At 59.7% G+C, this 18,738-nt stretch carries 19 protein-coding genes, 1 pseudogene and 1 riboswitch; of the genes and pseudogenes, 13 read left to right on the top strand and 7 right to left on the bottom strand.

The genetic code is table 11. The features are described from left to right. Positions 1-71 precede the first annotated feature (71 nt). Together lipB and lipA are read left to right on the top strand one after the other, a co-directional pair. Entirely contained in the window at positions 72-740 is a 669-nt protein-coding gene (gene lipB / locus ACJ8PL_RS01460) for a lipoyl(octanoyl) transferase LipB (protein WP_015376934.1), read from the top strand. Continuing rightward, complete coding sequence (gene lipA, locus ACJ8PL_RS01455; RefSeq protein ID WP_004940018.1) at positions 733-1,698, top strand: lipoyl synthase; 966 nt, start codon at positions 733-735, stop codon at positions 1,696-1,698. The genes lipB and lipA overlap by 8 nt, the downstream gene beginning before the upstream one ends. A 93-nt stretch (positions 1,699-1,791) precedes the next feature. Here lipA and tatA read toward each other — a convergent pair whose 3' ends face one another. Further along, positions 1,792-2,007 (bottom strand): Sec-independent protein translocase subunit TatA, encoded by a 216-nt coding sequence (gene tatA, locus ACJ8PL_RS01450; RefSeq protein ID WP_016928779.1) that lies wholly within the window; start codon positions 2,005-2,007, stop codon positions 1,792-1,794. A 218-nt stretch (positions 2,008-2,225) separates the two neighbouring features. Between tatA and ACJ8PL_RS01445 the strand changes: the two genes are divergently transcribed. Beyond that, complete coding sequence (locus ACJ8PL_RS01445) at positions 2,226-3,293, top strand: diguanylate cyclase (RefSeq protein WP_049299645.1); 1,068 nt, start codon at positions 2,226-2,228, stop codon at positions 3,291-3,293. Position 3,294: 1 nt separating this feature from the next. Here ACJ8PL_RS01445 and ACJ8PL_RS01440 read toward each other — a convergent pair whose 3' ends face one another. Next, a complete protein-coding gene (locus ACJ8PL_RS01440; RefSeq protein ID WP_079449585.1) occupies positions 3,295-3,723 on the bottom strand; it encodes a GNAT family N-acetyltransferase in 429 nt (142 codons plus the stop codon). An 83-nt stretch (positions 3,724-3,806) separates the two neighbouring features. Beyond that, positions 3,807-3,869, top strand: a riboswitch (Fluoride riboswitch). Between the two features lie 79 nt (positions 3,870-3,948). Between ACJ8PL_RS01440 and crcB the strand changes: the two genes are divergently transcribed. The 3 genes from crcB (at position 3,949) to ACJ8PL_RS01425 (ending at position 6,415) form a co-directional block, all read left to right on the top strand. After that, positions 3,949-4,332 (top strand): fluoride efflux transporter CrcB, encoded by a 384-nt coding sequence (gene crcB / locus ACJ8PL_RS01435; RefSeq protein ID WP_016928782.1) that lies wholly within the window; start codon positions 3,949-3,951, stop codon positions 4,330-4,332. A gap of 289 nt (positions 4,333-4,621) precedes the next feature. Then, entirely contained in the window at positions 4,622-5,218 is a 597-nt protein-coding gene (locus ACJ8PL_RS01430; RefSeq protein ID WP_016928784.1) for a TetR/AcrR family transcriptional regulator, read from the top strand. Positions 5,219-5,224: 6 nt separating this feature from the next. After that, positions 5,225-6,415 (top strand): multidrug effflux MFS transporter, encoded by a 1,191-nt coding sequence (locus ACJ8PL_RS01425; RefSeq protein WP_016928785.1) that lies wholly within the window; start codon positions 5,225-5,227, stop codon positions 6,413-6,415. Between the two features lie 57 nt (positions 6,416-6,472). On the opposite strand, the gene cspE is transcribed toward ACJ8PL_RS01425, so the two are convergent. Next, complete coding sequence (gene cspE, locus ACJ8PL_RS01420; protein ID WP_004940030.1) at positions 6,473-6,682, bottom strand: transcription antiterminator/RNA stability regulator CspE; 210 nt, start codon at positions 6,680-6,682, stop codon at positions 6,473-6,475. Between the two features lie 346 nt (positions 6,683-7,028). On the opposite strand from cspE, the gene ACJ8PL_RS01415 reads away from it, so the two are divergent. The 6 genes and pseudogenes from ACJ8PL_RS01415 (at position 7,029) to ACJ8PL_RS01390 (ending at position 12,947) form a co-directional block, all read left to right on the top strand. Then, positions 7,029-8,192, top strand: a complete 1,164-nt coding sequence (locus ACJ8PL_RS01415) for a M20 peptidase aminoacylase family protein (protein WP_033641098.1) — start codon at positions 7,029-7,031, stop codon at positions 8,190-8,192. Positions 8,193-8,381: 189 nt separating this feature from the next. After that, positions 8,382-9,749, top strand: a pseudogene (locus ACJ8PL_RS01410) (LLM class flavin-dependent oxidoreductase); the annotation flags it as partial. Further along, positions 9,734-10,654 (top strand): ABC transporter substrate-binding protein, encoded by a 921-nt coding sequence (locus ACJ8PL_RS01405; protein ID WP_016928788.1) that lies wholly within the window; start codon positions 9,734-9,736, stop codon positions 10,652-10,654. The pseudogene ACJ8PL_RS01410 and the gene ACJ8PL_RS01405, both read left to right, overlap by 16 nt. Positions 10,655-10,663: 9 nt before the next feature. Then, complete coding sequence (locus ACJ8PL_RS01400) at positions 10,664-11,191, top strand: GNAT family N-acetyltransferase (RefSeq protein WP_016928789.1); 528 nt, start codon at positions 10,664-10,666, stop codon at positions 11,189-11,191. Positions 11,192-11,222: 31 nt separating this feature from the next. Beyond that, positions 11,223-12,110 (top strand): amino acid ABC transporter permease, encoded by an 888-nt coding sequence (locus ACJ8PL_RS01395; protein WP_004940038.1) that lies wholly within the window; start codon positions 11,223-11,225, stop codon positions 12,108-12,110. 9 nt (positions 12,111-12,119) lie between these two features. Further along, positions 12,120-12,947, top strand: coding sequence for an amino acid ABC transporter ATP-binding protein (locus ACJ8PL_RS01390; RefSeq protein WP_015376924.1), 828 nt, complete (start codon positions 12,120-12,122; stop codon positions 12,945-12,947). A gap of 36 nt (positions 12,948-12,983) precedes the next feature. Here the strand turns inward: ACJ8PL_RS01390 and ACJ8PL_RS01385 are convergent, their stop codons facing one another. Further along, positions 12,984-13,493 carry a VOC family protein gene (locus tag ACJ8PL_RS01385; protein ID WP_016928790.1) on the bottom strand — a complete coding sequence of 170 codons (510 nt, stop codon included), beginning with the start codon at positions 13,491-13,493 and terminating at the stop codon, positions 12,984-12,986. 166 nt (positions 13,494-13,659) lie between these two features. Between ACJ8PL_RS01385 and ACJ8PL_RS01380 the strand changes: the two genes are divergently transcribed. After that, positions 13,660-14,139 (top strand): cold-shock protein, encoded by a 480-nt coding sequence (locus ACJ8PL_RS01380; protein ID WP_016928791.1) that lies wholly within the window; start codon positions 13,660-13,662, stop codon positions 14,137-14,139. A 24-nt stretch (positions 14,140-14,163) separates the two neighbouring features. Here the strand turns inward: ACJ8PL_RS01380 and ACJ8PL_RS01375 are convergent, their stop codons facing one another. The 3 genes from ACJ8PL_RS01375 to ACJ8PL_RS01365 all read right to left on the bottom strand — a co-directional run bounded on the left by ACJ8PL_RS01375 (position 14,164) and on the right by ACJ8PL_RS01365 (position 18,651). Next, entirely contained in the window at positions 14,164-15,612 is a 1,449-nt protein-coding gene (locus ACJ8PL_RS01375) for a sensor domain-containing diguanylate cyclase (RefSeq protein WP_033634293.1), read from the bottom strand. 630 nt (positions 15,613-16,242) lie between these two features. Beyond that, positions 16,243-16,794, bottom strand: a complete 552-nt coding sequence (locus tag ACJ8PL_RS01370; RefSeq protein ID WP_004940045.1) for a flavodoxin family protein — start codon at positions 16,792-16,794, stop codon at positions 16,243-16,245. A 324-nt stretch (positions 16,795-17,118) separates the two neighbouring features. Next, complete coding sequence (locus ACJ8PL_RS01365; RefSeq protein WP_197758195.1) at positions 17,119-18,651, bottom strand: glycosyltransferase family 39 protein; 1,533 nt, start codon at positions 18,649-18,651, stop codon at positions 17,119-17,121. Positions 18,652-18,738: the final 87 nt, after the last annotated feature.

The raw sequence follows: 18,738 nt of genomic DNA, 5'->3' as shown, positions 1-18,738 counted from the left end.
TTGGTCAGCGAAAGGCTGGCCGCCAGCCGGAGCGCCCGGTATAATGGCTTTACCACTTCTGTAACCTGACGATGACTCTTTTGCAACCAGACAAGATCATTTTGCGTCAGCTGGGGTTGCAGCCCTACGCGCCTGTATCCCAAGCCATGCATAACTTCACCGACAGTCGTACCGAGACTACGCCGGACGAGCTGTGGCTGGTGCAGCATCACCCGGTATTCACCCAGGGCCAGGCCGGCAAAGCCGAACACGTGCTGATGCCCGGCGATATCCCGGTTGTCCAGAGCGATCGCGGCGGCCAGGTGACCTACCACGGGCCGGGCCAGCAGGTGATGTACGTGATGGTCGATCTGAAGCGCAACAAGGTCGGCGTACGCCAATTGGTCACGGCGATAGAAGATACGGTTATCAACACCCTCGCCCACTTCCGCCTCGCATCGCGCGCCCGTCCGGATGCGCCCGGTGTGTACGTGGGGGAGCAGAAAATCTGTTCGTTGGGTTTGCGGATCCGCAAAGGCAGCTCATTCCATGGCCTGGCCCTGAATGTGGCGATGGATCTCAGCCCCTTCCAACGCATCAACCCTTGCGGTTACGCCGGCATGCAGATGACGCAGGTCAGCGCGCTGGCGCCCGGCGTTGGCATTGAAGACATACACCCAATCCTGGTACAGGAATTTGTTCATTTACTCGGCTACCAGACGGTCGAGCTTCGTAACTGGAACCTGCACGATTATGAGTAAACCAATTCAGATGGAACGCGGCGTCAAATACCGCGATGCTGACAAAATGGCGCTGATCCCGGTCAAAACGGTGGTCACCGAACGGCAGGAGCTGTTGCGTAAACCCGAGTGGATGAAAATCAAACTGCCTGCCGACTCAACGCGCATTCAGGGCATCAAAGCCGCCATGCGCAAGAACGGTCTGCACTCCGTCTGTGAGGAAGCTTCGTGCCCTAACCTGTCCGAGTGTTTCAACCACGGTACCGCCACCTTTATGATCCTCGGTGCTATCTGCACCCGTCGTTGCCCGTTCTGCGACGTGGCCCACGGCCGCCCGATCGCGCCAGACGCCAACGAGCCGGAAAAGCTGGCGCAAACCATCGCCGACATGGCGCTGCGTTACGTGGTGATCACCTCGGTTGACCGTGACGACCTGCGCGACGGCGGTGCTCAACACTTTGCCGACTGCATCTCGGCCATCCGCGCCAAGAGCCCGAACATCAAAATTGAAACGCTGGTTCCGGACTTCCGCGGCCGTATGGATCGCGCGCTGGAGATCCTCACCGCCACGCCGCCGGACGTGTTCAACCACAACCTGGAAAACGTGCCGCGCGTCTACCGCCAGGTGCGTCCGGGCGCCAACTACGAGTGGTCGTTGAAGCTGCTGGAGCGCTTTAAAGAAGCGCACCCGGATATCCCGACCAAATCCGGCCTGATGGTTGGCCTGGGCGAAACCAACGCGGAAATCATTGAAGTGATGCGCGATCTGCGTCGCCACGGCGTGACCATGCTGACGCTGGGCCAGTACCTGCAGCCGAGCCGTCACCACCTACCGGTGCAGCGCTACGTCAGCCCGGCCGAGTTTGACGAGATGAAAGAAGAAGCGATGGCGATGGGCTTCACCCATGCCGCCTGCGGCCCGTTCGTGCGTTCGTCTTACCACGCCGATCTGCAGGCCAAAGGGATGGAAGTGAAATAACGCGTAATAGTTTGTTACGCTAAAGACGGCGGAAACGCCAAAAAACGGATGTCCGCAAGGCATCCGTTTTTTATTGCGCGCCATCAGACGGAATTAAACGTCTTTCTTTTCGACGCTCTGCTGAGCGGACTGGCTCTCGGCGCCATTGTTGCCGGCGGCCGGCGGCGTGCTGTCATCGCCCACCGCTTTTTTAAAGCCTTTCAGCGCCGCGCCAAGATCGGCGCCGAGCGTGCGCAGTTTGCTGGTGCCGAACAGTAAAATCACCAACACCGCAATCACCAGAAGTTTGGTAATGCTGATACCTTCCATACTCACCTTCTTATCATAGAGCGCTGCGTGAACAGCGAGAAAAACTGACCTTGCCTGCGAATATTTAGCGACTTTCCTTCGGCTCGCACAACCGCAACATGTAACAGAGTGAGATCCGTCGCAGGAATGCCACGCGCCCCCGCGGCGTGAATCCAAGACTATTCTTAGTTTATCACCCGCATGCTACGCTGCCGTGATGCCTATCAGGGAGATGCCGGATGTATATTGCTCCACCCATTTTCGATGCCCGAAAATCCGGCCTCAGCTTCGCCAAACGCACCTATCTGCCCCGCGTCGCCGGTCTGGGGCTCGGCTTTATCTGCGTTTGCGCCGCGCTCTACCCCTTGGCTCCGCCCACGGCGGTCTGGCTATTGCTGGCCTTTCACGGCTTTCTCTGGCCGCATCTCGCCTATCGGCTGGCCTGCCGCGCCAAAGAACCGTTCAAAGCCGAGATCCGCAACCTCTTGATCGACTCCGCCTTCGGCGGCTTCTGGGCGGCGATGATGGCGTTCAACGCGCTGCCCGCCATCGTCATCCTGTCGATGATGAGCATGAACAACATCGCTTCGGCCGGCAAAGCGCTGTTTGTGAAAGGATTGGCCATTCAACTGACCACGGCGATGCTCACCGCCGCGCTGCTCGGCTTCCCGTTTCACCCGCACAGCACGGCGCTGCAAATCTATCTGTGCCTGCCGATGATCTACCTGTATCCGACGCTGCTTGGGCTGGTGACCTACCGCACCGCCAAACGACTGGCGGAAAAGAAACAGGAGCTGCAACGCATCAGCACCCGCGATGGGCTGACCGGCTTATATAACCGCCGCCACTGGGAGCACCTGCTGCATCGCCAGTTCGACAGTTGCCGCCGCTACCAGGATAACGCCACGCTGATTCTGATGGATATCGATCGCTTCAAAACCATCAACGACACCTTCGGCCATGCTTTGGGGGATGAGGCCCTGGCGGCGTTGGCGGAAGAGTTGCTGATCGGCATGCGCAACGTGGATATCGTCGGGCGCTACGGCGGCGACGAGTTTGGCGCGGTGCTGCCGAACACTAACGCTGAACAGGCGGGAATCGTTCTGCGCCGCATCCAGCAGCGGCTGGACGCGGTCAGCTTCAAGGAGGCGCCGCAGCTGCGGCTGCAGATCAGCGCCGGTATCGCTGACTACCACCCCGCGCTGGGCGGCTATCTTGACTGGCTGAAAGCGGCCGACGGCGCGCTCTATCGGGCGAAGCAGAATGGCCGCAACCGGCTGGAAACGGCGGCGCCGCCAGGGAAGTAACTTACTGACTTAATAACTTGGCAAAATACTTCGGCGCTTCGACAAAGCCTTCGCGCCGGTAAAAAGCATGCGCCCGCTCGCGGCGGCTGTGGCAATGGACTTCCAGCCGATCGCAGCCGCGACGGTGCGCCAGCGCCTCGCCTGCCGCCAGCAGCCGCCGCCCTACGCCCGCGCCGCGCGCCCGATCGTCGACGCAAAAATAGCTGATGCGGCCAATGTCGCCGGCCAACGCCAGCTGCGGCAGGAAATGCAGCGACAACACGCCCAACACCTGCTCCCCGTCCGCCGCCACCAGCAGCGCCTCATCCGGATGCGCCAACAATTGCTGCATTCGCTGCGTCAGAAACGCCTCGGTGCCAGGATAATCCAGCGCCGTCATTAATTCAGCGATAGCGTGCCGGTCGCTCAGACGCGCCGTTCTGATTTCCATCCGTTTTACCTCGCAGAGTGTCGATACTACAAAATAGGCGGCGTTAGGTGTAACATCCACCGGGTGCGGCGAAAAAGGCCGTGCGGCACGCTGGAGATGACATTCCTCCCTAACCGCCTTCACAGGCTGATGATGTCTACGTAACCTCTCGGAGAGAGGCGCGTAGCGTTACGCCTGTCCCTTTCCGAGCCTCGTGAATTTCTCTGATTGAAAGGTAGTTGCCCCATGTTGAGCTCTTTACTGGCCGTATTTATCGGCGGCGGCGTCGGCAGCGTTTTGCGCTGGGCGGTAAGCATGAAAATGAATCCGCTGAACGCCCACATTCCGCTCGGTACGCTGATGGTCAATCTGATCGGCGGTTTTATCATCGGCCTGGCGATGGCGATTTTCACCCGCATGACGCATCTGGATCCCACCTGGAAATTACTGATCACCACCGGGTTCTGCGGCGGCCTGACCACCTTCTCCACCTTTTCGCTGGAGGTGGTATACCTGATGCAGGATGGCCGCTTCGGCTGGGCGCTGGCCAACATGCTGCTCAACCTGGCCGGCTCGCTGGCGATGACGCTGCTGGCCTTTATGCTGGTGATGTGGCTCAACGGGCGCTAAGCCCTTAATGTTTCCTTAATCTTGCATGCGCATAATCTCATCCAGTACCCCTGACTGGATGAGAAACCGCTATGTTTAGCCTGCCGAAAACCGCCGCCGAAGCGATTGCCGTTGCGCTGTGCGTCCTGATCGTCGCCGCCTTTATCAAATCCTACCTGTTCACATAAGCGCCTTTTCCCCGCAGCACGCGTTCATCTTGCGTCTTTCCGGCCGTTTACACTACAATTGAGAATGAACGTTCACACTCAAAAATGTGAACCCGGCTCACGCGTAGCAAAGGATCGGGCAGATGCTCCCCCCCAACGACAGTAAACAGGCCAAAGTGCAGGCTCGCCGCGATCAGATCGTCGAAGCGGCGAAAACCAGCTTTCGCCGCCACGGCTTCCACGCCGCCAGCATGGCGGAGATCGCCCAGGGCTCGCAGCTCAGCGTCGGGCAAATCTATCGCTATTTCGCCAATAAAGACGCGATTATCGAAGAGATCGTCAACCGCATCATCACCAACAAGATGCAGCGGCTGGAAAACCTTGGCGATCACATCAACCTGATCGCCGGCACGTTGGCGGCGCGCACGCTGTTTCAGCAGCCGGGCGAGAGCGAAACCGATCACATGCTGATGCTAGAAGTGACCGCCGAGGCCACGCGCAACCCGGTGGTGGCCAAAATGCTCAGCGATGCGGAAGCGCGGCTGTTTCGCCACGTGTGCCACAATCTGCAGCGGCTGTATCCCCATTTCAGCGCGGAGGAGATCGCCGCGCGGGTGGAGTTTATCGCCGTCATGAGCGAAGGCACCGGTTACCGTATCCTTACCACGCAAAAAGCCGATGCGTCCCTGCTGCGCGATCTGTATCAGCAGGCCATTTCTCACCTGTTCAGGAAATCTTAATCTCCCATGACCAAACACTTAGCCAGACAACGTCTGGTGTACGCCGTCGTGCTTGGCCTGCTGGCCGCGCTGGGGCCGCTGTGCACCGATCTCTATCTGCCCGCCCTGCCGGAAATGGCGGGCGAGCTGAATACCTCTACCGCCGCCGCGCAGCTCAGTCTGACCGCCGGGCTGCTCGGCCTGGGCGTCGGCCAGCTGATTTTTGGTCCTTACAGCGACAAGCTGGGCCGTATGCGCCCACTGTTGCTGTCGCTGATCCTGCTGCTCGGCGCTTCGCTGTGGTGCGCGCTGGCGCCCACCATCGACCAGCTGCTGATCGCCCGCCTGCTGCAGGGCATCGCCGGCGCCGGCGGCGCGGTGATTTCCCGCGCCATTGCCCGCGATCTGTACGCCGGCCATGAACTGACCCGCTTCTTCGCCCTGCTGATGCTGGTCAACGGCCTGGCGCCGATCGTCGCACCGGTGCTGGGCGGCGTCATGCTGCAGGTGATGAACTGGCGCGGTATCTTCGGCGTGCTGGCGGCCATCGCCGTACTGCTGTTCAGCCTGTCGGCGTTGAAGCTGCGCGAATCCCTGCCGGTCGAGCGCCGCAGCCAGGGCGGTATCCTGGCGATGCTGATGTCGCTCGGCGGGTTGCTGACCCAGCGCTATTTCATGGGCCTGTGCCTGACACAGGGCTTCGTGATGGCCGGCATGTTCGCCTATATCGGCGCTTCGCCTTTCGTCTTGCAGCAGATTTACGGCCTCAGCCCGCAGATGTTCAGCCTGTGCTTCGCCATTAACGGCGTCGGGCTGATCATTGCGGCGCAACTGGCCAGCCGTCTCAGTTCACGTTGGGGGGAACGCCGGGTATTGAGGGGCGGGTTAACGCTGGCGGCCGTCGCGTCGTTGTTGCTGCTGTTGGCCGCCGCGCTGCATGCGCCGCTGGCCGTGTTGCTGGTGCCGCTGTTCTTCTCGGTGGCGGTGATCGGCATCGTCGGCCCGACCGCCTCTTCACTGGCGATGCAAAGCCAGGGGGACAAAGCGGGCAGCGCCTCGGCCTTGATCGGCGTGTGCATGTTCGCCCTTGGCGCCTGCGCCGTGCCGCTCACCGGGCTGGGCGGCACTTCGGGCCTGTCGATGGCGCTGACCATCGTCGGCTGTTACGCCATCGCCATCCTGCTGTTCAACCTGTTGGCCCGCCGCAGCGACGCATAACGCGCCCAATAAAAAACCCGCTCAATGAGCGGGTTTTAAGAAATTCAGCTACGCAGCTTAGATAGCAGTAACGTTAGCGGCAGATGGGCCTTTGGCACCGTTCGTGATTTCAAACTCTACACGCTGGCCTTCAGCAAGCGTTTTGAAACCATTGCTAACGATGGCAGAAAAGTGAACGAAAACGTCCTTGCTACCATCTTCCGGAGTAATGAAACCGAAGCCTTTGGATTCATTAAACCACTTAACGCTACCTTTAATCTTAGACATCAAACTTACCTTTAACGTGAATGAAAGACACAAAACCTGTGTCGATTACAGTACAGCAAGCAGGCAGGATTTTGTCCACCACCGCGATCACAGAAATCCGATAAAGAGTGAAAAAATCCGTGTTGCCCGGTGTAAATGCATTGCACCGGTTGCGATACGTTACCGTTCCAGGCCAATCCTCTCCCTGCGCCGGCGAACAACGCGCGAACGCCCAAACCCGCCCGCTGACCCCAGCGTTGACGCCCCCATGCAGACGCAATCGCTATGAAATATAACCAGATGGTCTTTTTGCTTCTGCGCCCCCTGCACTAGGGTTAGGGTTTATTTCCCACTGTGAGCCAAGCCTATGACCAGCCAGTTGGCAGAAAAGATCATCGCCTATCGGCGTGAGCTGCACCAAAACCCGGAGCTTTCCAATCACGAATTCGCCACCACCGCCCGGCTGACCCGCTGGCTGCAAGAGGCGGGCATTCGTATTCTGCCGTTGGCGCTGAAAACCGGCGTCGTGGCGGAGATCGGCAGCGGCAAGGGGCCGATCATCGCCCTGCGCGGCGACATTGACGCCCTGCCGATCGACGAAATCGCCGACGTGCCCTTCAGCTCGCAAAACAGCGGCGTGATGCACGCCTGCGGCCACGACTTTCACACCTCGGTGATGCTCGGCGCCGCGCACCTGCTCAAAGCGCGTGAGGCCGAGCTGCCCGGCACGGTGCGCATCTTCTTCCAACCGGCGGAAGAGACCTTCAACGGCGCCCGGCACCTGATCGACGCCGGCGCGCTGGATAACGTCGCGGCGGTATTTGGCCTGCATAACGCGCCGGAGCTGCCCACCGGCACCTTCGCCACCCGCGCCGGGCCGTTCTATGCCAACGTCGATCGCTTCCAGATCAGCATCACCGGCAAAGGCGCCCACGCCGCCAAACCGGAACAGGGCGTCGATACCATCGTCACCGCCAGCCAGATCGTCGGCGCGCTGCAGACGCTGCCCAGCCGCAGCTTCAGCTCGCTGGAATCGCTGGTGGTGAGCGTGACGCGCATCGAAGGCGGCAATACCTGGAACGTGCTGCCGCAAACCGTCGAGCTTGAAGGCACGGTGCGCACCCACAGCGACGCGGTGCGCCGCCAGGTGCCGGACAAAATTCGCCAGGTGATCGACGGCGTTGCCGCCGCGCTGGGCGCGCAGGCAGAACTCCACTGGCAGCCGGGGCCGCCGGCGGTGATCAACGACGCCCATTGGGCGGCGTTCAGCAAAACCGTCGCCGCCGAGGCCGGCTACCGGGTCGAAGAGGCGGAGCTGCAAATGGGGGGTGAAGATTTCGCGCTGTATCTGCATCATGTGCCGGGCGTATTCGTCAGCATCGGCTCCGCCAGCGAATTCGGCCTGCATCATCCGCGTTTCAACCCCGATGAACGCGCCCTGTTCCCCGCCGCACAATATTTCACACTGCTGGCGGAACGCACGCTGCAACAGCTCACTACCGCGCCAGAAAAAGCCCTCAGCAACGCCTGAATAACGTGAAAGAGTATTTCCCCGACGCCGCAGAGGCCGCGCCGGGGATTATTATTTTCGCTCGCCGTGATATTTGCAGTTTTCAACATTTGAATATGCTGTTTTGTTGTTTTACATCCCGTTGCCGCTCATCAATAGTGGACACATCAGACACCGCGCGCCTTTGCGGCGCATGACAGGATAATCACGATGAGCGACAACGCGAATAATCAACGGCAATTACGGCTGGGCGCCATTCTGCACGGCGCATCGGGAAATATGTCCGCCTGGCGCCACCCGGATGCCACCGCCGACGCCAGCATCAACCTCGAATTTAATATCGCCTCGGCGAAAAAAGCCGAACAGGGGAAATTCGATTTCGTGTTTGTCGCCGATGGGTTATATATCAACGAAAAGTCCATCCCCCATTTTCTTAATCGTTTCGAACCGCTCACCCTGCTGGCCGCGCTGTCCGCCGCCACCGATAAAATCGGCCTGGTGGGCACCCTTTCCACCTCTTACAGCGATCCGTTCACCGTCGCCCGTCAGTTCGCCAGCCTCGACCACCTGAGCAACGGCCGAGCCGGCTGGAACGTGGTGACGTCGCCGCTGGAAGGCTCGGCCAAAAACTTCTCGCGCAAAGAACACCCAGAACACAGTCTGCGTTACCGCATTGCCGGTGAGTTTCTCGACGTCGCCAAAGGGCTGTGGGACTCCTGGGAAGACAATGCCTTCGTGCGCAATAAAGCCAGCGGCGAATTTTTCAGGGCCGGGAAGCTGCACACCCTCAATCACCAGGGGGAGTTCTTCTCGGTGCAGGGGCCGTTGAACATCGGTCGCACGCCGCAGGGCCGCCCGATCCTGTTCCAGGCCGGCGCCTCTGAAGACGGCAAACGGCTGGCGGCCCAACACGCCGATGCGATCTTCACCCATCACGACACGCTGGAGCAGGCGCAGGATTTTTATCAGGACGTGAAGCGGCAACTGGTGGAACAGGGGCGCGAGCCCGACGACCTGCGCATCTTCCAGGGCGTCAGCGTGATCGTCGGCGACGACGACGCGGACGTCGAGCGCCAATACCAGGAGACCGCCCGCCTGGTCAGCATTGAGAACGCCCTCAACTATCTTGGCCGCTACTTCGAACATTACGACTTTTCCCGCCACCCATTGGACGCCCCCTTCCCGGACATCGGCGATCTGGGGCAAAACAGCTTCCGCAGCACCACCGACGCAATCAAGCGCAATGCCCGCGAGCGGAACCTCACGCTGCGCCAGGTAGCGCTGGAAGCCGCTTCGCCGCGCCCGGCGTTCAGCGGCACGCCGGAAGCGGTGGCGGACGGCCTGCAACGCTGGTTCGACGGCGAAGCCGCCGACGGCTTCATCATCAGCGGCGGCACGCCCAACGCCTTCGGCCACTTCGTCGATCGGGTGGTGCCCATCCTGCAACAACGTGGCCTGTTCCGCCGGGCGTACCTTGGCGACACGCTGCGCGAGCACCTGGGCCTGACGCGCCCGTTGAACAGATTCACCCAATAATAAGAACGCTGTCAGGGATACCCGCTATGCAAAAAACCGTTACCGCCGCCCTCGTGGCGGCCTTGCTGAGCCTGACCGGCGCCGCGCAGGCGAGCACCGGCATCGATTTACAGGCCAATGAAACCCCGATCCACGCGCCGAAAAACCCGCAGGCGATCGCCAAATTGCCGGCCGATTTCCACTTCGTGAAGCCGGGCCAATTCACCGTTGCAATCGCCGCGCTCAACACGCCGCCGCTGGCGCTGTTCGCCGCCGACAACCGGCGGCTTATCGGCAGCGAAGTGGATATCGCGCAACTGGTGGCCGACAGCCTGGGCCTGGAGCTGAACGTAGTGCAAACCTCGTGGGAAGACTGGCCGCTGGGGGTAGTTTCCGGCAAGTATGACGCGGCCATCACCAACGTCACCGTGACCAAAGAACGCAAAACCCGCTTCGACTTCGCCACCTACCGCATCGACTCGCTCGGCTTTTACGTCAAAACCGGCGGCAAGATCGCAACGATCAAACAGCCTGCCGATATCGCCGGATTAAAGATCATCGTCGGCTCCGGCACCAATCAGGAAGCAATTTTGCTGGCGTGGGACAAACAGAATCGGCAACAGGGGCTCAAACCCTTCCAGCCGATCTACGTGACCGACGATGCGGCCGCCACGCTGGCGATCCAGTCCGGCCGGGCCGATGCCTACTTCGGGCCGAACGTGCTGGGCGCCTATAAGGCGGCGTTGAACGGCCGCACCCGACTGGCGGGCACAGTGGAAGGCGGCTGGCCCAAGGCGGCGCACATCGCCGTCACCACCCGTAAAGGCAATGGCCTGGTGCAGGCGGTGAATGAAGCGCTGAACGGCGCGATCCGCGGCGGGCAGTACGATCAGGTGCTCAACCGCTGGGGCGAGAGCGTCGAACGCCTTGCGCAGTCGGAAATCAACCCGCCCGGCCTGGGCGATTAGGAGCGTGCGATGACGCAAGACACTTTCATTCAGACGCTGCCGACCGATCCGCTGATCGCCCCGGTGATCGAGGGGCTGTTCGGCGAATATCGTCAGCGCTACGGCGACTATTTTGGTGACCAGGAACCGGAACCGCTGGACCTGTACGCGCCGCCGCAGGGCGCCTTCATCGTGCTGCTGCGCGCCGGTGCGCCGATCGCCATGGGCGCCTTCAAACGCTATGACGGGCAAACCGCCGAGCTGAAGCGCATCTGGACCCGGGGCGATCTGCGCCGCCAGGGCCTGGCGCAGCGGGTGTTGCAGCAGTTGGAAACGCTGGCGCTGGCGCAGGGGTATCGCCGGCTCTACCTGACCACCGGCTTTCGCCAGCCCGAAGCGGTGGGCCTGTACCTGAGCAACGGTTACCAGCCGCAGTTCGATCCCACCGTTGACAGCGAGGTTTACAGCCGCCCGCCCTACGATGGCCGCCTGCCGTTCCGCAAAAGCCTGATTGCAGAGGACGCGTGTTGTTGCGCGTCAGAAAGGAAAATCGCCTAAACCCCTTTTATCTGTAGTCAGGAGACATGACATGTCCAAACAAGAAGTCTTGAAAGTGGTGCCCGCCCGCTATCCGCTGCGGCTGATCGGCGCCCTGTTCTCGCTGTTTATTCTGGCCGCCATCGTGCAATCGGTGGCGGGCAACGCGCGCTGGGAATGGGGCGTGTTCGCCGAGTGGTTCTTCGCCCCGGCGGTGCTGGCGGGGCTGGGACAGACCCTGCTGCTGACGCTGCTCGGCACGTTGTTCAGCATCCTGTTCGGCACCCTGCTGGCGCTGGCGCGGCTGTCGCGCTCTTACCTGTTGGCGTCGCTGGCCTGGGGGTATATCTGGCTGTTTCGCTCGCTGCCGCTGATCCTGGTGCTGATCATCCTGTATAACTTTTCCTATCTGTACGACGCCATCTCGCTGGGCATTCCCTTTACCTCGGTGGTGTTCGCCAGTTACCCGACCATCGACATCCTCGGCCAGTTCGCCGTGGCGGTGCTGGGCCTGACGCTGGTGCAGTCCGCCTACACCGCCGAGATCATCCGCGGCGGTATTCTGGGCGTAGATTACGGCCAGCACGAGGCGGCGGCGGCGCTGGGCCTGCCGGGCTATCGCCGCACCTTCCGCATTATTCTGCCGCAGGCGCTGCGCTCCATTATTCCGACCGGCTTCAACGAGATCATCAGCCTGGCGAAAGGCACCTCGATCGTTTACGTGCTGGCGCTGCCGGAGCTGTTTTACACCATCCAGGTGATCTATAACCGCACTCAGCAGGTGATACCGCTGCTGATGGTCGCCACCGTCTGGTATCTGTTCATCACCACCGCGCTGTCGGTGATCCAATACTACATCGAGCGCTATTTTGCTCGGGGCGCGGTGCGCGAACTGCCGCCGACGCCCTGGCAGAAACTGGCCGGCTGGCTAAAACGTTAGGAGACCCGCATGTCTGAAGCCATTGATTATTACGCCTTGCCCGAACAGCCGGCGCGCAATCTCACCCCGGTGCCGGCGCGCGGCCTGATCGAAATCAGCAACGTCAGCAAGTTTTTCGGCAAACACAAGGCGCTGGACGACGTCAGCCTGACGCTGCAGCCGGGCACCGTAACCGTGATCCTCGGGCCTTCCGGCTCCGGCAAATCGACGCTGCTGCGGGCGATCAACCATCTGGAGCGCGTGGACGAAGGCTTTATCCGCATCGACGGCGACTACGTCGGTTACCGCCGCAAGGGCAACCGGCTGTACGAGCTGAAGGAAAAGGCCATTCTCCGGCAGCGCATCAACGTCGGCTACGTGTTCCAAAACTTCAACCTGTTCCCGCACCTGACGGTGCTGGAAAACATCATCGAAGCGCCGGTGGTGCACAAAATTCACTCCCGCGAACGGGCGAAGGCGGTGGCCTATGAACTTCTGGATACCGTCGGGCTGCGCCACAAGGCGGATGCCTACCCGCGCCACCTCTCCGGTGGCCAGCAGCAGCGCATCGCCATCGCGCGCGCGCTGGCGCTGAACCCGAAGGTGATCCTGTTCGATGAGCCGACCTCCGCGCTCGATCCCGAGCTGGTCGGCGAAGTGCTGGACGTGATTAAGGGATTGGCGGATCTGGGCGTCACGCTGGTGGTAGTCACGCATGAAATCGGCTTTGCGCGCGAAGCGGCGGATCGGGTGGTGTTTATGGTCGACGGGCAGATCGTCGAACAGGGCGACGCCAGGCAGGTGCTGGCTCAGCCGCAGCACCCGCGCACCGTTAACTTCCTCAACAAAGTGCTGTGATCGTCGGGGCGCCGCGGCGCCCCGCACCTGATCCGCTTACAGGCCGGCGAAACGCCGCTTCTCGGCGGCGAAATCCAGCGGGCGAATTCCCTGCCGGTTTTTATCCTCTTCGGTCAGCAGCGCCGGCGGAATAAACCAGGTCACCTCAAACAGCAGTCCGTCCGGATCGTGGCCATAAATGCTTTTGTGTACGCCGTGATCCTCTTCCAGCCCGAGAATGCCGCGTTCGGCCAGCTGGTGACGAATGCGCTCCAGCTCTTCCAGACTGTCCACTTCCCAGGCCAGATGGTACAGCCCGGCCGGTGGCTCATGCTCTGCCGGCGGCTCGTTGTTGGCGCGAAACACCCCGGCGCGCTGCTGGCCCAGATTCTTGCTGAACAGCGCCAAATCGTGATCGTTGTCCGAATCGGCGGCCTGGGTAAATACCGCCCGGTCGGGGCTGTCGGACGGCTTCAGCTTGAAGCCCAAGACCTGATGATAAAAGTCGGCGCTCTGCCGCACGTCGCTGACATACAGCACGGCGTGATTGAGACGTTTGATGCCCATCGATATTCCTTTTTCGCATTGAATGAAGTCAGCATGAACATAGCATGTGGGGGGAAAGCCGCTAAATGCCGTTATCGCATGACTAAATGCCGCCCGCGCAATCTGTCGCTGCAAGGCATTCCGCGCTATCATAAGCGCTGTATTGATCCCTTTTGTGAGAATAGCGATGAACGGCAAGATAACGACTTTTTTTGAAGACAAAGGCTTCGGCTTTATTACCGACGAGAACGGAGAAAATCGTTATTTTCACGTGATTAAAGTGCAGAATCCGGAGCTGATTAAGAAAAACGCGGCGGTGACCTTCGAACCGACCAATAACACCAAAGGTCCGTCGGCTTATGCGGTCAAAGTGTTGGCGCCCAGCAAATACATCATCATCGCCAATGAAAGAATCAAGATCACCAGCATCAAGTCTTTCAATACCTTCACCAAGGAAGTGCCGGTCAAAGCCGATGTGGATAAAGAGAACACCGTGCTGTCGGTCGGCCTGCTGATGAATCGCATTCGCCCGCAGTCAGAAGAGCAGGCACAGGCCATGCAAACGCTGCGCATGCTGACCATCACCACTTTCCAGAACACCACCCATACCTTCTCCGAGCACGAGATCGACATGGATGAAACCATCAAGGCGCTGAAAAGCCTGTAAGCAACGGTTGCCCGGCGTCGAGCCCTAACGGAACAGGATATGCTCGACGCTGTTGCCGTTCACCACGTTGAACGACTCCACCCGATTACGCCCCTGCGATTTGGCGCGATACAGCGCGATATCCGCCATGTTCATCAGTTGCTCCAGCGATTTCACTTCGTTCATCGCCAGGCTGGCGACGCCGACGCTGATGGTGATTTTCAACGTCTGCTTGCCTTCCACCTGCAGCGCCGTCTGCTCCACCAGCCGGCGCAAATGTTCCCCCAACGCCACGCCCTGCGCCGCCAACGCGCGCGGCAGCATGATGGCGAACTCTTCCCCGCCCAGGCGGCCGAACAGCTGATCGTGCCGCAGCTCGCGCCGCACGATGTGCGCAAACGACGCCAAAACCTGATCGCCGGCGCTGTGGCCGTGCGTATCGTTGATCTGCTTGAAATGATCAATGTCGATCAGCAACAGCGATACCGCCTCTTTGGAGCGATGTTTATGCTCCAGCAGCTCGCCCGCTTTACGCGTCATCGCGCTGCGCGCCAGCACGCCGGTCAAAAAATCGTGGTTGGCGCTGTGCTCCAGACGCCGCATCAGCTTGCGGTTGGCGGCGATAGAGCTGGCGAGGATCAGCGGCCCCATCACCAGCATGGCGATGCCCAGTCGGGCGGACATCAGCGTATCGAGGAAGGCGTTGTGGTTGTTCGGCGTTTCATACAGCATCAGGTTGGCGGAAATGCTGCTGATCTCGGTCATGCCGGTCAATAGCGTCAGCAACGTCACGGGGAACAGCTGGTAGCGCACCGCGCACCACAGCAGCGCCGGGATCGGGAAGGCGATAGCACCCGGCCCGCCGATATAGACGCTGAACACCAGCGACAGCAGCAGCGCCAGCAGCGGCAGGCAACCTTGCAAACGCCAACGCACCTGCATGCGCAACAGTTGCTTCAGCCGCGGCGCCGCCATCAGCACCGGCAACAGCAGCAAGGTCGTCGAGAACTGCTCACTGAACCAGGCCAGCCAGGCGATCACCACCGTGTTGTTATAGAGGCTGTCATTACGCAGCACCGACAGCGTCGACGCCACCGCCGCGCCGGCCAAACTGGCGCTGAACATATAGAGTATCGCCTGGGGCTTGCCCATGCGCCGTTGAGATTGGGGCAGCATCAGCATGATGCCGTAACCGACGGCGATCAGCGACATGTTGCAGGCGTTCAGCCACAGCGCCAGGGACCAGCCTTCGCCGGTAATGAGATCGGCGACTATCATGCCCAGATAGGTGGTAAGCCAGCCGAGCGGCGTGGCGTAAATGGGTTTGCGCAGCAGCAGACCGAGCAGAATCGCATTCACCGGCCAAAATAAGGAAAGCGAGCCAATTGGCCGGCTAAGAATACCCACCAGGGAAAGTAAAAAGGCCAGCATGAAAAGATTGATCAGCTGAACCGTTAGCGGCAGGCCATGCCTGGCGTTTATTCTGGCGTTCATCGCCTCGCCCATATTTTGCTAATAACCAGAATAATAATGTGCATACTCGCTCGCCCGGCCAGTGAGGGATAGTCAATCCGAATTTCAACCAAAAAAGCCAGACAAATCAATAATAAAAAACATTAACATTTAATTAACAGACTTTTCTTAGCCTGAGGCGGCCGCGGCGGGAACCCCCCGCATAGCGTCAGCAAATAATACCTACTCTGCTGTCAGCATAGCGCATGGCGTAATAGGCCGCCGACAGCGTTAATTACATTAATAAGTTTATGGTTATTGGTCATTAAATGATGTTTGAATCACTGCGCGATTATTTTCCTGCAACTGGGCCGCCTGTGCAATAACAACCCAAAAAAAGCCCGCATGAAGCGGGCTTGCTTGAACAACAGCAAATCGACAGTTACGACACGGCCATGCATTGCATGACCATGCTGACGCGCAGTATAGCGGCGAAAGCTTAAGCAGACCTTAGCAACAAAAAACCCGGCCTAGGAACCGGGAATATTTGTACGAAATGCAGTGTTAGCCCAAGCAGGCTAATAACATTTCGCAGATTACACGCCAATTGTGCAGAGAAAATGAACGCGGCATCCGTTCAACCGCACCGCCGTCCCATCTACGCGATAGGTATTACGCCAGTTTGGCGGCAAAGCCCGCCACGCGCTGACCATAGAGCTTGGCGGTCGCCAGATCGCCCGACAGCATCTCATCCACGCCGGCATCCGCCGGGGTCTGCACCAGCAGCCCCACCGAACCGCCCAGGTTATTGACGTCGGTGCGCTGCGCCGATTTGGTGTTGGCCGGCAGCAGCCCCAGGCTGACCCACAGGCCGCCATGTTGCGAAGCCAGCGTCTGCAGCGCGATCAGCGTCACCTGCTTGTCGCCGTTCAGGCTGGCGCTGTTGGTAAAGCCGCCAAACACTTTGTCTTGCCACTTGCGGCCGAACCAGGCTTTGGAGCTGGCGTCGGCGAATTTCTTGAACTGCCAGGATGGGCCGCCCATATAGGTCGGCGAGCCAAAGATGATGGCGTCCGCCTCATCCAGCGTCTGCCAGGCTTCGTCGCTGATATCGCCGTTCTGATCGATGGCGATCAATTCCGCCCCGGCGCCTTCCGCCACCACTTTCGCCAAACGCTCGGTATGGCCGTAGCCGGAATGAAACACCACTACTGTCTTCGCCATAGAAATTCTCCACTCATTGCACAAAGGCGCCGACGGCGCCCCTCTCGCGTTCAATCTAATCAAGCGCGCAGCGACTGAATACCGAATAAAACTGACGGTGTTATTCAAAAAAATCGCGTTACCCCGCCAGGCATGCGCAGATAAAAAAAATCCCGCACAAGGCGGGATAAACTTAACAGGGATGGGGTAATACACTACAGGGAATGGATAACACACAACATCATCGGGTAGAGCTACAGTACCAATCTCAATGTATAGAACTGTCATCCCCGCGTAAGTTTGCTCGGCCAGATGTAACGCCGAATGGGAAATATGACATTTTACTCAACGCACCACGAACAGGCGCGACTCAAAACCGCCGCTCTTGAAGGTAGCGGTGTTGACCCAACCCGGCGGCGAACGGCCGAAGTCCTGGTTGAAATCGCCGCCGCTGACCAGCCAAATCCGGCGATGGCCTTTCGATAAGGCGCTGAGCTTATCGACGTAGGTCTGCGCCGCCCGATCGTGGAAAAAGGTACCGAAACCATAGGCATTGGGCTTACCCGAGATGCCGTTGGGCCTGGCCGGCGTGTACAGCAAGGCGCGATAGCCCTTCTTGTTGTAATACACATAACTCAGGTAGTTGAACATGTTGCTGACCACCACCGCATCGTTGAGCTGATAGTGGCTGTTGATGTAGTGCACCATCACCTTGAACTCATCTTTCTCGACCGGGTAATCGTTACGCACACCGCAACCGAACAACAAACTGAAGAACAGCAGCAAAGAGATCCCGCGCACTCGGCTTTTCGTTCTGGCGATCAGCACACCCAACACCAACGGGATGCCGAGCGCGGCCGAATAGAGGTAGCGATCGACAAACAGCGGCGAGCGCCAGGAAATGGCGAAGACCAGCGTCACCGGGATCAGAATCCCGCCAAGCAACAACAGAGAGAATGTTCTCGGCGTCTCCCGCCGCCACAGCAGCAATGAACACAACGCGACAAACATCGCCGGCAACAGCCAGAGAATGGCCATGGGATAGTTGCTGCCATCATGCCCAGTGAGAAAACGCCAATACATCGCGGGCAGATCGCCCCAGGAAACCCGAGGGATCCAACCGACGTCGCCGCCGACCCGCAGTTCGGCGATATGCGCCAGCAGATTGAACAGCGCCAGCAGCCAGGGAATGTAGGCCATCCCGATCGCCGCATTGGCCAACCACCACGCCGGCCGTTTGATGTAACGTTCGCCTTCGCGGCGGCACGACAGCGCCAGCAGCACCATCCAGTGAGCGATCAGCGTGAAAATCGTGAAGTAATGGGTATAAAAGCTTAGCGTCATCACTAACGCATACAGCGCCAGATAACGGCGGTTATCCGGCGTTTTCAGCCACTTCGCCAACGCCATGGCGGCGGCGATCGCCAGCAGCCCCATCAGCGCATACATGCGCGCCTCCTGGCTGTAGCGCACCGCCATCGGCATGATCGCCATCAGCCATCCCGCGATCAGCGCCGCCCGCTCATTGGCCAGCCAACGGGTAAAGCGCATCGCCAGCGCCACCGTCATCACGCCGAACACCAGACTCAGCGAGCGGGCCGCCAGAATGCCGTCGCCAAACAGCGCCATCCAGCCATGCAGCAGCAGGTAATAAAACGGCGGGTGAACATCGAAGGAAGCGTGATAGAGCAAAGCGCCCACATCGTAACGGCTGGTCAGCACGCTGGAGGCTTCATCGCACCAAAAATACCTGTCCGTTAAGGAAATAGACCGTACGAGCGCCGAAAACGCCACGATCGCCAACGCATAATGTTTGTAACCGATGCCCTTTAAGCCGTTGTTGCTCAAAGAAACATTCGATACCTGCTGCAGTGACATAACCGCATTCCGCCCAAAAGAACCACACAATGTGGAGACGCAGCGTCATCATTGCCGACGGCGGGTAAATGGCGGGTAAATCAGTGC

Origin of the sequence: Serratia sp. CY83965, from assembly GCF_052166375.1 — a bacterium.
GTDB classification, from domain to species: domain Bacteria; phylum Pseudomonadota; class Gammaproteobacteria; order Enterobacterales; family Enterobacteriaceae; genus Serratia; species Serratia marcescens.
Note: the sequence above shows the minus strand (reverse complement) of the source record. Positions and strands in the feature narration are given on the sequence as shown.

Bases quoted from the DNA above. Each gene is read 5' to 3' on its own strand.
- ACJ8PL_RS01415 (WP_033641098.1), top strand. From the start codon at position 7,029: ATGACCAGCCAGTTGGCAGAAAAGATCATCGCCTATCGGCGTGAGCTG.
- ACJ8PL_RS01430 (WP_016928784.1), top strand. From the start codon at position 4,622: ATGCTCCCCCCCAACGACAGTAAACAGGCCAAAGTGCAGGCTCGCCGC.
- ACJ8PL_RS01425 (WP_016928785.1), top strand. From the start codon at position 5,225: ATGACCAAACACTTAGCCAGACAACGTCTGGTGTACGCCGTCGTGCTT.
- ACJ8PL_RS01390 (WP_015376924.1), top strand. From the start codon at position 12,120: ATGTCTGAAGCCATTGATTATTACGCCTTGCCCGAACAGCCGGCGCGC.
- ACJ8PL_RS01370 (WP_004940045.1), bottom strand. From the start codon at position 16,794: ATGGCGAAGACAGTAGTGGTGTTTCATTCCGGCTACGGCCATACCGAG.
- ACJ8PL_RS01400 (WP_016928789.1), top strand. From the start codon at position 10,664: ATGACGCAAGACACTTTCATTCAGACGCTGCCGACCGATCCGCTGATC.
- ACJ8PL_RS01395 (WP_004940038.1), top strand. From the start codon at position 11,223: ATGTCCAAACAAGAAGTCTTGAAAGTGGTGCCCGCCCGCTATCCGCTG.
- lipB (WP_015376934.1), top strand. From the start codon at position 72: ATGACTCTTTTGCAACCAGACAAGATCATTTTGCGTCAGCTGGGGTTG.
- ACJ8PL_RS01440 (WP_079449585.1), bottom strand. From the start codon at position 3,723: ATGGAAATCAGAACGGCGCGTCTGAGCGACCGGCACGCTATCGCTGAA.
- ACJ8PL_RS01445 (WP_049299645.1), top strand. From the start codon at position 2,226: ATGTATATTGCTCCACCCATTTTCGATGCCCGAAAATCCGGCCTCAGC.
- ACJ8PL_RS01365 (WP_197758195.1), bottom strand. From the start codon at position 18,651: ATGTCACTGCAGCAGGTATCGAATGTTTCTTTGAGCAACAACGGCTTA.
- cspE (WP_004940030.1), bottom strand. From the start codon at position 6,682: ATGTCTAAGATTAAAGGTAGCGTTAAGTGGTTTAATGAATCCAAAGGC.
- lipA (WP_004940018.1), top strand. From the start codon at position 733: ATGAGTAAACCAATTCAGATGGAACGCGGCGTCAAATACCGCGATGCT.
- ACJ8PL_RS01380 (WP_016928791.1), top strand. From the start codon at position 13,660: ATGAACGGCAAGATAACGACTTTTTTTGAAGACAAAGGCTTCGGCTTT.
- ACJ8PL_RS01375 (WP_033634293.1), bottom strand. From the start codon at position 15,612: ATGAACGCCAGAATAAACGCCAGGCATGGCCTGCCGCTAACGGTTCAG.
- crcB (WP_016928782.1), top strand. From the start codon at position 3,949: ATGTTGAGCTCTTTACTGGCCGTATTTATCGGCGGCGGCGTCGGCAGC.
- ACJ8PL_RS01405 (WP_016928788.1), top strand. From the start codon at position 9,734: ATGCAAAAAACCGTTACCGCCGCCCTCGTGGCGGCCTTGCTGAGCCTG.
- tatA (WP_016928779.1), bottom strand. From the start codon at position 2,007: ATGGAAGGTATCAGCATTACCAAACTTCTGGTGATTGCGGTGTTGGTG.
- ACJ8PL_RS01385 (WP_016928790.1), bottom strand. From the start codon at position 13,493: ATGGGCATCAAACGTCTCAATCACGCCGTGCTGTATGTCAGCGACGTG.